The sequence below is a fragment of the Nocardia sp. NPDC005746 genome, assembly GCF_040630785.1.
In the GTDB taxonomy this organism is placed as follows: Bacteria; Actinomycetota; Actinomycetes; order Mycobacteriales; family Mycobacteriaceae; genus Nocardia.
This window is the reverse complement of record NZ_JBEXYE010000004.1, coordinates 160557-174433: the sequence shown is the minus strand read 5'-3', so window position 1 is coordinate 174433 and position 13877 is coordinate 160557. Positions and strand designations below refer to the sequence as shown.

Genomic DNA, 13877 nt, shown 5'->3' with positions numbered 1-13877 from the left:
GGCCGAGGCCATCGCGTACGATCGCCGCCGTTGTCGGCCGGAAGCTTCGCGGTGTGACTCACAGCAAGTCCTCCGGCAGCGCGGCCCGCAGCGCCCGCCGCAGATTGGCCAGGCTCATCCGGCCGCCATCGCGATTGCTGAACACGGGGCATCCGGTCCTTGAGCCTCCGCGAACAGCACAGTCAGCGCTTCCACCGCCAGCTTTGGCAGATAGACCGTGTGCGGGGGAGCGCCGCCCTTCCGCTCCTCCTGGCGATGGAGCGCGGTCTTCTTCACCGCCCCGTGGTCGATCATCGTGTCTGCGACCGTCGTCTGCGGCGGGTCTGCGAGCAGATCGATATCCGACCAGCGCAATGGCAGAACCTCATTCGGCCGGCAGCCGGCCGAGGCCAGCACGTCGACGAGCTCCGGAAGCTGCCTGCCAGGTCGAGGACCGTTGCCACTGCCACTGCCGTTGTCGCGGTAGTCGCGGAGGGTTGCCGGACAACTGCGAACTCCTCGGCGGTCAGTGCGCGGGCGCCGGAACGCTTCCCCGGTGCCCGGCTGGTCTCGCGCAGCGGGTTCACCGCCAGGACGTCATGGCGCACCGGCAGAGCGAACATGCCCAGCAGGATCACCCGCATGGTCTTGGCTTTCGCCGCGGACTGCGCGGTCATCTCGTCTGCCGCTGATCGGCCGAACAACTTGCCTTCGCGGCCAAGTTCATGCCTGGCTTCCGAATTCGCCTCGATGGCTTCAAACGCGGCGTGCTGGCGCGCGCCGCCCCATGTTACGACGCGCGTCGGGGCAGGCGTTGCGGCGCACGCCAGCACGCCGCGAATCGGATCCCATTGAGCCACGTCGCTAACGGACGGATAGGAAAAGCACGCGGGCCTGAGAGCGAAGCCCGATCGGCTGGCCTGACCTCCGCTGGCCAGTTGTGCGGAACCTCTGCCTCCCGCACCGGATTCACGCTCAACGCCCCCTTGCGCACCGCGAAGCGGAACATGCCCGACAGCATCGAGCGCGCGTTCAGCATCGCGGCACGCCCGTGCCCCTCGGCCACCACCGCCAGGCACTCCTCGGCGTCACCGGTGGAGAACTCGGCCGGCAGGTGCCGCCGGAAGCCATACTCCTGCACCAGGACCGCGGCCCTCCGGTCATAAAGACGCAGCACCTCGGGGTGGCAGGAGACGATCCGAGCAGCGGCATTGGTATTGACCCACCGCGGCCGTGTTTCACTCATCGCAGCACCTCCCGCGTGTCGATCACCGGAACCGAAACGCGTTGTGGTTCAGAGATATCCGCCAATAGGCCCTTGGCAGTCAGGTATTCGTTCTGCTACGCGGCGCGCTGGGCGACCGAGGACTTGATCAAGGTCTCGCGCGGGGGCACCTCCACATCGCCCGGTTCGGTCACGCGCCGGCCACGCAGACCGAGGGTGTCACGGCGGTGCGCACGCCCCTTGCAACGGCCCGGTTGGGTCTTGGCCTTGGCCCCGCGCGGGACGATGCCGTAGCGCAGCCCGACCGAGCACTGCGGGGAGCACGGGGTGCGCTGAAACTCGGCGTGCAGGCGCTCGTAGTGCCGGCGGGTCCGCTCGTTGGGCGCGGGAACGAGCAGCCTCGAGAACACCGTCGGTCTCGGCGCACCCGAACAGCAAATGAGATTCGGACTTCAACAGATCTGCGGCGCGGAGGTTGACACCCTTGGGCGGCGGAACGGGGCTCAGCCGACCGGGAGTTTCACCACCGGATCGGGGCCCTGGTCGGTGATGTAAACGTTGCCCGCCGTGTCGACGGCCACACCCTGGGGATTCTTCAGGCCGGTGAACGGCAGCGGGGTCGGCGTCGACGCGCCCGCCGCCAACCTCACCACCCATTGATTACCCCAGTCGACGACGTACAAGTCTCCCGCCGTGTCGACGGCCACACCCTGGGGATCCTTGAGCCCGGTGAACGGCAGCGAGGTCGCCGTCGCCGCGCCCGGCGCCAACCTCACGACCCGCTCGGTACTCAATTCGGTGACGTATACGTTGCCCGCCGCGTCGACCGCCACCCCTTGGGGATCCTGGAGCCCCGTGAACGGCAGCGGGGTCGGCGCCGACGCGCCCGCCGCCAACTTCACCACCCGATCGTTACCCCGGTCGCTGACGTACACGTTGCCCGCCGTGTCGACGGCCACACCCTGGGGGTCCTTGAGTCCGGTGAACGGCAGCGGGGTCGGCGTCGATGCGCCCGCCGCCAATTTCACCACCCTATTGTTACTCGTGTCGGTGACGTAAATGTTGCCAGCCGCGTCGACCGCCACACCCTGGGGATTATTCAGCCCGGTGAACGGCAGCGGGGTCGACGTCGATGCGCCCGCCGCCAATTTCACCACCCGATCGTTACCCATGTCCGTGACGTATACATTGCCCGCCGCGTCGACAGCCACATCGGTGGGCAAGCTGACGCCGGTGAACGGCAGCGGAGTCTGTGCCGAGTAGCCCGAGGTGATAGGTGTGGGCGAGTTGCCACCGCCTGATCCGAGGCGGACGCCGATGATGGCGGCCACCACCGTAACCGCGACCGCGGCGGCGAGCAGCCCGGCGGTCTTGGGCGACAATCTCATTCGCCGCCCATGGCGCGCAGCCATGCCCCCGGTGGTGCTGACCGCGGAATCGCCCACCGCGGTGCGGGCCGCCGCGGCCAGCTCGCGCACTGTCTGGTAACGATCGTCGGGGTCTTTGGCCATTCCCTTGGCGATGATCGCATCGAACGCAGCCGGTACATCGGGTGTCATGGTGCTGGGGCGCGGCGGCGGGGTATGCAGGTGATGGGCGATCACACCCTGCACCCCCGCTGCGCTCGCAAACGGTGGTTGGCCGGTCAGGCACTGATACAGCACGCACGTCAACGCGTACACGTCCGCTCGGGCATCGGCCTTGACCTCCGCGGTGAGCTCCTCCGGCGCCATGTAGGCGACGGTGCCGAGGGTTTCGCCGATCGTGGTCAGCGTACGGTCATCGGCGGCGTGGGCGATCCCGAAGTCGATCAGGTAGGCGAACTCGTCGGCCCCCAGCAGGATGTTGGAGGGTTTGACATCGCGATGGACCAGCCCGACGTCGTGGGCCGCCTGCAGCGCGCCGGCCACCTGTGCACAGATCGCCACTGCCCGCCGCGGCGACAAGGCACCTTCTCGGCTGATCACTTCACGCAGGTCGGTGCCCTCGATCAAGCGCATGTTCAGATACAGCCGACCGTCGATGTCGCCGAAATCGTGGATGGGGATCACATGCGGCTCGGTCAGCTGCGCCACCGCCCGGCACTCCCGGCGGAACCGTTCGCGCAGCTCCTCGTCATCGGCGAAGCGCTCAGGCAACACCTTGACCGCCACCACCCGGTTGGTCAGCGAATCATGCGCCCGCCACACCTGGCCCATGCCACCCTGTCCCAGCAGGGACAACAGCCGATAGCGCCCGAACACCTCCGCTGAGGTGGTGTCTCTGCCACCAACTGACGTGTCGTCCATTATGCCGTCCCGTGACCACCCGACTGGCAAACGGTGTACTTGCGTGCGGTCCAACCCCCGCCCGAGCTGGTACCCCGCCCTAGTTGATTCAGCCAGGCCAGACAGTCGAGAGTCGGCGCTATCCGTCAACAAACCTGTAGCAACTTCAGCGTACCGCCTTATCTATTCGTATCGCTCGCCGGCGAGCTGGGCGGCCCAGTAACCGCGTCCCGCGCCGAGCTCCACCATCGTTCTGGTCCCGCAGAACTCGCGAACCGACGCGATCGTCCGCGGCGAGGGAATCGCGTACGCGTAGGCTGCCTGCAGGATCGACTGCGCGTAGGCGAGGCGTCCGATGCCGGATGTCCTGCCGCCGTTCACCACTCGGCGACCGTCGCGTTCGCTCACGGATGCCGCGACGGTGTCCCAGTACGGGTTCCGGGACTCGCCGCTGGTCAGGTAATGAACCAGGCGAAGGTCGAAGGCGGCGTCCGCGGTGTCGTCGCCGGTGCCCGACAGCATATCGGTGCTGTCGTCAAATACTCAGCAACGCGGGGGAATTGCGTTCGCGGCTGGTGTTCGTCGCCGAGCAGGGCGGCTAGTTGGTCGTGCCGCTCCGGAGTGAGAACGAGATCGGCCATGGCGCCAGTTTTCCTCGGCCGTACAGGGCGAGTAGGGGTTTCAGTGGCATCCATTCGCCGAAGCGGTACTCGGCGCCGCGCACGAGCCGCTCGGCCAGGTCCGGGCGTTGGCGGACGAGGTAGGACCGACCTCGCTCGGCGTGGTAGGGGAGCGAGACGATCTTGATCCGGTCGACGCTCTCCAGGTACGGGAGGGCGAAAGCGATGTTCTCCCAGGTGCTTCGGCTCTGCGGTTCGACCGTGAGTGGTCCGCGATAGCCGTGGGTGGTGGCGTAGTCGGCCATCAGTGCGGCTTCGGGGGTCGGGCCCGCGCACGCGCCGCCGCACAGGACGAGCCGGCTACTGGCCGCGGCCGGGTCGACGGACCGTAGTCCCGCGCGCACCCGCCAGCGGTTCATCGCATTGGCCCGGGTGCCCGCGTTGCGGTAGCCCAGCACGACAACCGCCTCCGTGGTGCCGGGAGCGGACCCCACGAATCTGCGTGAGGCGCGCCAGTTCTCCCACTCACCCCAGAGACTCACCGCCACGACTGCCCCTATCGACAGCCCGATCCGTCCCCTGTGGGTCGTCACGTTCGTGTCCTCTCACCGGCGTCGATTCGTGTTCGAGCCTACGCTCGCCACCGTTTTAGACATTTGTTCTAGACAAACGTGTCAGACCTCGTGTAGACATATGTCTTAGACAGACGTTCTTCACCACGAACCGGGAGACACCCCATGAGCACCACCGCCAACACCCTCCGCGTCCTGGTCGCCGGCGGCGGCATTGCCGGCAATGCTGTTGCCCTGCAGCTGCTTCGGGCCGGCATCGCGGTCACCGTCGTCGAGCGGGCGGACGCGCCCCGGCCCGGCGGGCAGGCTGTCGACCTGCGCGGGCCCAGCCGGGAGGTGGCCGAGCGGATGGGGTTGATGGAGGGGATCGAGAAGAGCCTGCTGCACGAGAAGGGGATGGCGGTCGTCAAGGCGGACGGGTCGTCGGTGTACCGGATGTCGATGGAGATGTTCGACGGTAAGGGTCCGGTGGCCGACATCGAGATCAGCCGCGGCGACCTCAACAATGTGCTGCTCACCGAACTCGCCGGTGCCGCAGGCGAACTCGACTACCGCTACGGCGACTGGATCGAGACCATCGACCAGGATGCCGACGGCGTCACGGTCGGATTCAACTCCGGCCGCGAGGAGCGCTACGACCTGGTGATCGGCGCGGACGGCGTGCACTCGCGGACGCGGAAGCTGGTGTTCGGCCCGGAGGAGGAGTTCACCACCTACCTGGGCGGCTACATGTCCTTCTACACGATCCCCACTCCGGCGGGTGTGGAGCAGGACTGGATGTCCATGCACGTGGTGCCGCGCGCCTCACTCGGCCTGCGCCCCGATTTCGACCCGGCCACCTCGAAGGCCATCATCACCCTGCGCACCGACGCCGACCCGGCCCTGCGCCGCGATATCCCGGCCCAGCGCACGCTGATTCGCGACATGCTGGCGGACGCGGGCTGGCTTGTCCCCGAGGCCCTCGGGCACCTGGAGACCACCGAGGACTTCTACTTCGACGAACTGGTCCGCGTCGACATGCCCACGCTCTCGAAGGGCCGTGTCACCCTGCTCGGCGACTCCGGCTTCTGCGGCTCCCCGATGACCGGCATGGGCACCGCCATGGCCATCGTCGGCGCCTACCTGCTGGCGGGCGAAATCGCCGCTACTCCAGCCGATATCGACGGCGCCCTGGCCCGCTACGAGGCGCAGGTCACCCCGTTCCTGGAGAAGGCCAAGGAGCTCCCCGGCGGCGGCATCCAGATGATGCTCCCCACCTCGAAGCTCGGCCTGAAGATGATGCAGCAGGTCGGAAAGCTCATGACCACCAAGCTGTTCCGCCCCATCATGATGAAGATGCTGGACCAGACCCAGGACTACGTCCTCCCGACCTACTGATCCACCGCGCCGAAAAGGCCTTCCTCGACCGATCAACCGGTCGGTGAAGGCCTTTTCGTGCGACTGGCCCGCTAACTCGAGCCGCTGGTCGCCGCGCCGAGCAGTCCCGACAGGATGCTGGATATCACCGCACCCGGCAGGTCGCTGGTGGCCGATCCGGACGCGGACCCGCTGGCGGAGCCCGTCAGATATCCCCGGCCCGGCCCGGTCGTCGAGCCGAGGAAGGCGTCGCCGCCCCCGTTGGCCAGCTCGTCGAGGGCGCAGGTGGCGAGTCCGCCGCCGGAGCCGCTGGTCAGAGCGGTGATGATGCCGTTCGTCAGACCCGCGGCGAGACCGGCCTCGGGGCCTGCGGCGGAACCGCCGAGGAATCCGAGCGCGGAACCCGTCACCGAGCCGGTGGCGGCCGAACTGGCCCAGCCTTTGAGGAATCCCTCGAGGCAGGTCATGCCGGGATCCAGTGCGGTGGGATCGGCCTGGGCAACCCCCGGGCCTTCAACTGTGAGTGGTTCGGCGGCCGCCGGCCCGGCCGCGATGGCGAGTGAAATACCGATAGAAGCGGTGATCAGAATGATGTTTCGCATCGAAGTACTGCTTTCCCCGAAAAACCTGGACGCATGACCAACTTAACCCCGTTGCCGATCATTCGCAGGCTGAACGTGAAACTTGGCGGGAACGGCTCAACGCCGAGTGCTCGGTGAAAAGGCTTGGGGGAAGGCCTGACTCGAGTAACGGATACGGACCGGTGCCGGGCTGGGGAAGACTCGTGTACTCATGGTCAGGGGGACGAGAGGGGAGTATGCGGTGAGCGGTACCCGGTGGCTGTTGATCGAAACCTTCGGCGGCGGCGAGCCGACGGTCGTCGGACTCGGAAGTGCACCAAGGAAATTCGTCCCGCTCACCCAGATGTTCCGGCAGCGGGAGACCCTCTCGGCCATTCGTGGTGCGGTGGCGGCGACCTTGGCCCGCCTCGAGTCGGTGGATGTCGTGAGCGAGGACGGACGGCGGCGGACGGTGACGGTGCCGCTGCACATCACACCGGAACGAGTGCACGCGGTGCTGTTGTGGTCGGGCCCGGTCGAGGAGGAACTGCCGCCGCGAGATCGGGTGGGGGCGTGGTACTTCAACCTCTCGACGTCGAAATCCACGCGATCGGATGATCTGCTCGATCTGTACGGGGTCGCGCCGGAGAACCGGGCTCGGGAGCATGCCATCGCGGGGGTGTTCGCCCGCGTCATCACCAATAGTGACGAGTCCGATGCGCTGGCGAAGATTGTGCGGTCGGCTCCGGGGACCGAGCATCAGGCGGTGTGGACCGTGCGGCGGGATGACGGTGCGTTGCGGGCGGCCCACTTCTCCTGCCGGATCCTCGAAGAGCACACGTCCGCCGCGGGTCCGGAGATCTTCATGCGGGGCGTCACGCATGACATCGGGGATGCGACCGAGGTGAGTTCGGCGCCGCCGCCCGTCATTCTGGAGCATCGGGTGCTGGATGCGGCTGCGGCGGAAGGTGACTATCGGGCGATCATGGATTTGCGGAATCTGCGGTTGTTGCGGTGGATGGGACCGGCGATGCCGGGGATCGCGTGGCAGTCGTTGGCGGGGGAGCCGGAGCCGGGGATTCATCCGGAGGATCTGCCGATCGCGAAGGCCATGAGCCGGGATCTGGCGCAGTCGCGGACGTCGGGGGTGCTGCGGTTGCGGGCGTTGGACGGTGGGTGGCGGGTGGTGCGGGCGCGGGCGGTGCTGATGGCGCTGGATCAGTACACGACGGCCGCTTTGGTGACCGTTCGGGACCCGGACCTGGTGGATTAGCCGGCCAGCAAACAAACCACCAGTAATGTTTGTTGGGTATATAACAGCGGTTGGCCGCGCGTCGCGGGTTTGCGGCAGGTCAGCGTGATCAAGGGGGAAATACGCAGGTGGGCGGGGGATTTGCTCAATTGATCACGGAATGTCCGGATCGCTACACTGCCGCCAGTACGCACCCGCGCGAGCGGGAATCTTGCCGGTTCTCCCCGTGAGACCGCCTGGCGCGTCGTTGACAGGCCCTGCCCGGAAACGCTGCTGCGGCTCCGGCGGTCGTGGCTGCTCGGCGTAGGGAGGCGGCAACAGTGCTCGGACCGAACAATGCGTGGTGGCTGAGTCTTCTCACCGGTATCCGGCAGTGGCTGGCGGCTCGAATGGTGCGATCGATGGGGTTGCGCACCTATCGGGGCGCGAATGTCCGCGGACTGGAGCCGAATCCCGCCGAGATCGTCCGAATCCCCCTGGACCGCGTGCACATCGGCGCGACGCTGCGGCAATCCGGAGAGAACGCCCGGCATGTCGCCGCGCTGTCGGAGGTCGCCGGGGCCCTGCCGCCGATCGTGGTGCACCGGCCGAGCATGACTGTCATCGACGGCGCCCATCGCGTACGGGCCGCGCAGTGCAGCGGGTCGCAGTGGATCGACGCGGTCTACTTCGACGGCGACGACGGGCAGGCGCTGCTGCTGGCCATCCGGCTGAACACCGCGCACGGCCTGCCGCTGTCCGCCGCCGATCGCAAGGCCGCCGCCGAACAGGTGCTGATGTATTACCCGGACTGGTCGGATCGCCGGCTGGCCATGGCACTCGGTCTGTCCGAGCGCACGATCGCGGCCGTGCGGCGCCGAACCGCATTGCTGCCGACCTGTCAGCCGCGCCCGTGCCCGACCCCGGTCGCCGCGCCGGGCGAGGTTCATCGCCGTCCGGAGCGCATCCCACACGCCGATCCTCGTCCGGTCCAACGCTGTTCGGTCCCGGCCGCCGGAGCCGATCATCCGCCGGCCCTGCGTACCTCGGACCCCGCGCTGCACCGCACCGAATCCGGCCGGCAGTTGCTCGACCTGCTGGCGACCATCCCCGCCGATCCCGCGACCTGGGCCGAGGTGATCAGTGATCTCCCGGCCTATCACGCCGCCTTCCTCGCCGAATTGGCCGCCGAACAGGCCGAGAACTGGTCGGCCCTGGCCCGTGCCGCGACCCGGCATGCGGTGGCGGAGGAGAACACCGCGGCGTGACGAGCGCCGCGCCCGCGGCGAGCCGGACGGCGTCGAAGGGCTTGGCGCTCTTCGGGGCTCGAATCCGGCCATGACAAAATGTTGAAGAGCGTGGTGCAGGATCGATCGGAGTAGGTGCGTTGCAGGGGATCCGGCGAGTCGAGGTCCGCGGCGGCGAGGGGGCCGATTCGGGCCGGCTGTTCGAACAATGGGAGGCGGGGCTCAGCGAAGCCTATGTGCCGCTGGCGGTATCGCCCGGCGAGTGCGAGAGCTTCCAGGGCTGGATCGTGCACGGCCGCTACAACGAGGTCGAGTTGTCGACGCTGGGCGCGAGCAAGCAGCGGGTTCATCGCACCCGCACCCTGATCGCCCGCACCGATGACGAGTTCCTGCACACCAGCATTCAGATCGCGGGCCGCGGCCGGCTGCATCAGGACGGCCGGGTCGCGGAGGTGGGTCCGGGCGAGATGGTGTTCTACGACAGCACCCGCCCGTACCACTGGGAATTCGAGGGCGCGTGGGAGATGTCCGCGGTCCAGGTGCCGCTGAGCCGATTGCGGCAGCGCTCCGGTATTGCCCCGTCGGAGATCCCGACCGCGACCACGGTGGCGGGGAACAGTCCCGCCGGTGTGGTCACGAGCTTCCTGCGTGAGCTGACCGAATTGCAGAACACCGACCCCGTGCAGGCCGGGGTGCTGGCCGGTTCGACGGTGGATCTGCTGTCCTCCGCGATCGCCTTGACGGCCGGCCGCTCGATCCCGGGCGAGGCGTCGGAGACCCTCACCCGCCGTCAGGTGCTGGATTTCCTCCGGAAGCACTGCCTCGACGCGTCACTCACCGTGGAGTCGATCGCGTCGGGCTGCGGGGTGTCGCGGCGCACGCTGTACCGGGTGCTCGAGGAGTTCGAGGAGGGCCCGGCGACGCTGCTGCGCCGGATGCGGATCGAGTACGCGTGCGGATTGCTCACCGCGCGAAAGGATCTCCCCGTGGCGGCGGTCGCGCACAGTTCCGGCTTCGCCAATGAGCGGCAGTTCTATCGCGCTTTCCGGGTCGAGATGGGCACCACCCCGGCCGCCTACCGCGAGACCGGCTGCGGCTGATCGCAGCCCGCCCGCGAAGGAAATCCGCGCGTTGATCCGGCCGCAACCTTCTGCTAACTTCTACGTATCTACTAAGTAGGTACGTAGAAAGGCTTGGGGCGTAGACCACCTGCGGCCCGGGGGCGCCGTGGGGACGGCGTCGTGGCGGCGGCGGCCTTGTACGGACCCCTCATCGCGTGCAACGCCGCCGAAACCACAAGGGGCGGGGCCGCCTTCCAGCGGCCCCGCCCCGAGCGGTGGTCTTCGATACGCGAGGCGCTCAGACGCGTGCGCGGATCCACTTGTAGATCGCCAGCACCACGATCGCGCCGACGATCGCGCCCAGGAAGGCGTGCTTGACCGGCGGATGCACGCTGAACTCGTGCGGCGAGAACAGCAGGCTGCCCAGCGTTCCGCCGACATAGCCGCCGACGATGCCGAGCACCGCCGTCCAGATGATGCCGAAGTCCTCCTTGCCGGGGACGATCAGCCGGGCAATCGCGCCCGCGATCAGGCCGATGATGATCATCGTGATGATGCCGCCCATGACATTCTCCTTGTCGTTGGGTTCCGCTGCATCGACGGTAGCAGGGCGAAGGTCGGTGATGAGCGAGCCGAAACACCCCAATTCGCCCGTGGCGGACACGGCCGCACGCGCCGGGAAGCGGGGTCCCGGCACGTGGGCGAGCGGTCAGACCAGGTGCAGCGGCAGCGCCGCGATGTCGTTCTGCGTCATGACCGGAAGGTTCACGATGTCCGAATCCGCGTCGGCCAGCCGCAGCGCCGGGAAGCGGTCGAACAGCGCGGGCAGCGCGATGGCCGCCTCCAGCCGCGCCAGCGCCGCGCCGGGGCAGATGTGCGGGCCGTACCCGAAGGAGATATTGCGGTGCGCGGTCGGCCGGGTGATGTCGAACTCGTCGGCGTCGTCACCGAATACGTCGGTGTCGCGTCCGATCGCGCGGTACGACATGACCACGCCCTCACCCTTCTCGATCACGGTGTCACCGACCGTGATGTCCTCGGTGGCGAACCGCATCAGCAGATGGGTGACCGGCCCGTCGAAACGCAGCGACTCCTCGATGACCTGCTTCCACTCCACTTCCTCCGACCGCACCCGGGCCAGCTGTTCGGGCCGGGTCAGCAAGGCGCGCACCGTGTTCAGGATCAGGCTGACGGTCGTCTCGTGCCCGGCCGCGACCAGCGCCTTGAGGTTGCCGACCACCTCTTCCTCGGTGAGCGGCTCGCCGCCCTCGTCGGCCAGGATGAGCGCGCTGGTGAGATCGTCGGTGGGGGTGGCGGTCTTGCGGCGGACCATCTCGGTGAAGTAGACGTCCATGTCGTCGATGACCCGCAGCCGCTCGTCCTGCGGGGTCATCATCGAGAAGAACTTCTTGTACCAGTCCAGCAGCATGGGGTGGTCCTCGCGCGGCACGCCCATCAGTTCGGAGATCACGCGCATGGGCAGCGGGTAGGCGAAGACCTGCTTGAGGTCGACCACCGCGCCCTCGCCGCCCGCCGCGTCGAGGTCGTCGAGCAGCTCCTTGGTGAGTCGTTCGACGGTGGGGCGCAGCTCCTCCAGGCGGCGCGGGGTCAGCGCCTGGGTGGTCTTGATGCGCAGGCGGCGGTGTTCGGGGCCGTCCACGGTGAACATGGACCGCCCGGCGTCGATCATGCCGATCAGCGGCCACTGCCGGGTGATCACGCCCTCGCTGAACAGCTTCCAGGCGTTGATGTCCTTGACCAGCCGGGTGTCGGTGAGGAGCTGCCGCGCCACGGTGTGATCGGTGATGGTCCAGGCGGGCGCGCCCAGCAGGTCGATGCGGGTGATCGGTCCGGCGGCGCGCAGACGGGTGGTCTCACCGGCGAGATCGCCGACCATCGGATCGATGGCGATGGCATGCGGGCAGGGGGAACTCACTGGAAACCTCCGAGAGCGCGAACAGGTGTGAAAACAACGGGCAGAGAAGTCATTCCGCACAGGAACGGGGAGGGCCGGCGCACCAGGCTCGCCGCGGGCACCGCCAGATCGATGTCGGGCAGCCGGTCCAGCAGCACCTCGATGCCGGTGCGTGCCACCGTCTCCGCGATCTGCTGCGCCGGGAACGGGCACCGGTACTCGCCGTGACTGAACGCGAAGTGGGCGTTGTTGCCGCTGTTGATGCCGTCGCCGACCGACTGGCGCACATGCGGATCGGTGTTCGCGGCGGCCAGTCCGAGCAGCACCAGATCACCGGCGCGAATCTGGGTGTCGGCCAGCCGGGTGTCGCGGGCGGCCCAGCGCCCGGCCAGGATCGAGTTGGGGGAGTCCTCCCACAGCACCTCGTTCATGGCCTGATCCACGCTGCGGCGGCCACCGCCGAGCGCGGCCGCGAACCGGTCGTCGGTGAGCATCAGCCGCACCGAGTTGATCAGCCAGTCCGCGGTGGGCAGATGCCCGGCGGCGGTGACGGCCATCAGGTCGTTGACGTACTCCTCGTCGGTGAACCGCCCCGGCTGCGCGAGCATGCGCGAGACCAGGTCGTCGCCGGGCGCGGCCTTCTTCATGGCCAGCAGGTGCTGCATGTACTGCATGAACTGCAGGTGCGCGGTCTGGGCGTCGGCGCCGCCGTCGGCCATCACCTTCATGGCCCGTGCCAGGCCGGGGCCTTCGACCTCCGGAAAACCCAGCAGCGCGGCCAGCACCAGCACGGGCAGCGGCTCGGCGAATTCGGCGACCAGGTCCGCGGAGCCGCGCCCGCAGAAGGCGTCGATCAGCTGATCGGCCAAACCCTCCGCGACCCTGCGTAATTCGAAGTTGTCCACCGATTCCAGCGCCGGTTCCACCATGGCCAGGTGGCGGCGGTGCTCCGCGCCCGCGGTGAAGTAGATCGACGGCATCGGTGTGCCGACCATGGGCAGCAGCGGCCAGTCCGGGGGAATATTGGGCCACTGGTTCCACAGGCTCACATCACGCGGGAACAGTTCGGGAGAGCTGGTGACCTGGTGCATCTCCCGGTAGCCGAGCACCAGCCAGGCCGGGATACCGCCGATCAGTTCGGCGGCGGCGACCGGGCCGCGGTCGCGGCGGATCTCGCGGTAGAGGGAGTTGCGGTCGGTGTGGAAGCGGGGGCCGCTCAGCGGCACCGCCGCCGCGGCGGCATGCGGCACCGGGCAGCCGCTCTGCGCGGGCGAGGTCATGAGACGGTCTCCGGGTGGTAGAGGAACTCGACCAGGGTGATCAGGACGTTCTTGCAGGAATCGCGCACGCGGGCATCGCATTCGACCAGCGGGATGTGCGGGCCCAGATCCAGCGCCTCCCGCACTTCCGCCAGGGACGGTCCGGGCCCGAAGCTGTTGCAGGCCACGATGAACGGTGTGCCCTGATGTTCGAGCCGGTCGATGGCGTACCAGGAGTCGGCGATCCGGCGCTGATCCACCAGCACGATCGCGCCCAGCGCGCCCGCGAACAGCCGATCCCACAGGAACCAGAAGCGTTCCTGGCCGGGCGCGCCGAACAGGTAGAGCACGTGCTCGTTGTCGATGGTGATGCGGCCGAAGTCGAAAGCCACCGTGGTGGTGGACTTTCCGGGTATCCCGGCCGGGTCGTCGACGCCCTGGCCGACCTGGGTCATGGTGGCCTCGGTGTCGAGCGGGCGGATCTCGCTGATCGAGCGCACCATGGTGGTCTTGCCGACGCCGAAGCCGCCCACGATGACGATCTTCAGGCCCTGACGGGCGTCGGCGGGCAGCGGAGCCTCGGCC

Annotated in this window: 15 protein-coding genes; 4 read left to right on the top strand and 11 right to left on the bottom strand. The window is 68.1% G+C overall.

The genetic code is table 11. The annotated features are described in order from the left end of the window. Positions 1–114: 114 nt before the first annotated feature. The 6 genes from ABZ412_RS09690 to ABZ412_RS09665 all read right to left on the bottom strand — a co-directional run bounded on the left by ABZ412_RS09690 (position 115) and on the right by ABZ412_RS09665 (position 4639). Complete coding sequence (locus ABZ412_RS09690; protein ID WP_357278517.1) at positions 115–396, bottom strand: hypothetical protein; 282 nt, start codon at positions 394–396, stop codon at positions 115–117. Between the two features lie 373 nt (positions 397–769). After that, on the bottom strand, positions 770–1225 hold the full coding sequence (locus ABZ412_RS09685) for a hypothetical protein (protein WP_357278515.1): 456 nt from the start codon (positions 1223–1225) through the stop codon (positions 770–772). A gap of 95 nt (positions 1226–1320) precedes the next feature. Next, on the bottom strand, positions 1321–1614 hold the full coding sequence (locus ABZ412_RS09680) for a replication initiator (RefSeq protein ID WP_357278513.1): 294 nt from the start codon (positions 1612–1614) through the stop codon (positions 1321–1323). A 93-nt stretch (positions 1615–1707) separates the two neighbouring features. Then, entirely contained in the window at positions 1708–3492 is a 1785-nt protein-coding gene (locus tag ABZ412_RS09675) for a serine/threonine-protein kinase PknD (protein ID WP_357278511.1), read from the bottom strand. Between the two features lie 162 nt (positions 3493–3654). Beyond that, the gene (locus ABZ412_RS09670) at positions 3655–3993 is read right to left on the bottom strand and encodes a hypothetical protein (RefSeq protein ID WP_357278509.1); all 339 of its coding nucleotides are present in this window, start codon (positions 3991–3993) and stop codon (positions 3655–3657) included. A 76-nt stretch (positions 3994–4069) separates the two neighbouring features. Beyond that, complete coding sequence (locus ABZ412_RS09665) at positions 4070–4639, bottom strand: YdcF family protein (protein WP_357278507.1); 570 nt, start codon at positions 4637–4639, stop codon at positions 4070–4072. 189 nt (positions 4640–4828) lie between these two features. Between ABZ412_RS09665 and ABZ412_RS09660 the strand changes: the two genes are divergently transcribed. Then, positions 4829–6040, top strand: a complete 1212-nt coding sequence (locus ABZ412_RS09660; RefSeq protein ID WP_357278505.1) for an FAD-dependent monooxygenase — start codon at positions 4829–4831, stop codon at positions 6038–6040. Between the two features lie 71 nt (positions 6041–6111). Here the strand turns inward: ABZ412_RS09660 and ABZ412_RS09655 are convergent, their stop codons facing one another. Further along, positions 6112–6621 carry a hypothetical protein gene (locus tag ABZ412_RS09655; RefSeq protein ID WP_357278502.1) on the bottom strand — a complete coding sequence of 170 codons (510 nt, stop codon included), beginning with the start codon at positions 6619–6621 and terminating at the stop codon, positions 6112–6114. A gap of 220 nt (positions 6622–6841) precedes the next feature. Between ABZ412_RS09655 and ABZ412_RS09650 the strand changes: the two genes are divergently transcribed. From ABZ412_RS09650 to ABZ412_RS09640, 3 genes are all read left to right on the top strand, one after another. After that, positions 6842–7852, top strand: a complete 1011-nt coding sequence (locus ABZ412_RS09650) for a GAF domain-containing protein (RefSeq protein ID WP_357278499.1) — start codon at positions 6842–6844, stop codon at positions 7850–7852. Positions 7853–8232: 380 nt separating this feature from the next. Continuing rightward, on the top strand, positions 8233–9078 hold the full coding sequence (locus tag ABZ412_RS09645; protein ID WP_357278497.1) for a ParB/RepB/Spo0J family partition protein: 846 nt from the start codon (positions 8233–8235) through the stop codon (positions 9076–9078). Positions 9079–9197: 119 nt separating this feature from the next. Beyond that, entirely contained in the window at positions 9198–10157 is a 960-nt protein-coding gene (locus ABZ412_RS09640; protein WP_357278494.1) for a helix-turn-helix domain-containing protein, read from the top strand. Between the two features lie 259 nt (positions 10158–10416). Here ABZ412_RS09640 and ABZ412_RS09635 read toward each other — a convergent pair whose 3' ends face one another. The 4 genes from ABZ412_RS09635 to ABZ412_RS09620 all read right to left on the bottom strand — a co-directional run bounded on the left by ABZ412_RS09635 (position 10417) and on the right by ABZ412_RS09620 (position 13864). After that, the gene (locus ABZ412_RS09635; RefSeq protein WP_357086159.1) at positions 10417–10683 is read right to left on the bottom strand and encodes a GlsB/YeaQ/YmgE family stress response membrane protein; all 267 of its coding nucleotides are present in this window, start codon (positions 10681–10683) and stop codon (positions 10417–10419) included. A 144-nt stretch (positions 10684–10827) separates the two neighbouring features. Beyond that, entirely contained in the window at positions 10828–12054 is a 1227-nt protein-coding gene (locus tag ABZ412_RS09630) for a cytochrome P450 (protein ID WP_357278492.1), read from the bottom strand. After that, the gene (locus ABZ412_RS09625) at positions 12051–13313 is read right to left on the bottom strand and encodes a cytochrome P450 (protein WP_357278490.1); all 1263 of its coding nucleotides are present in this window, start codon (positions 13311–13313) and stop codon (positions 12051–12053) included. The genes ABZ412_RS09630 and ABZ412_RS09625 overlap by 4 nt, the downstream gene beginning before the upstream one ends. After that, positions 13310–13864, bottom strand: coding sequence for an ATP/GTP-binding protein (locus ABZ412_RS09620; RefSeq protein WP_357279021.1), 555 nt, complete (start codon positions 13862–13864; stop codon positions 13310–13312). Before ABZ412_RS09620 ends, ABZ412_RS09625 begins: the two co-directional genes overlap by 4 nt. Positions 13865–13877 lie beyond the last annotated feature (13 nt).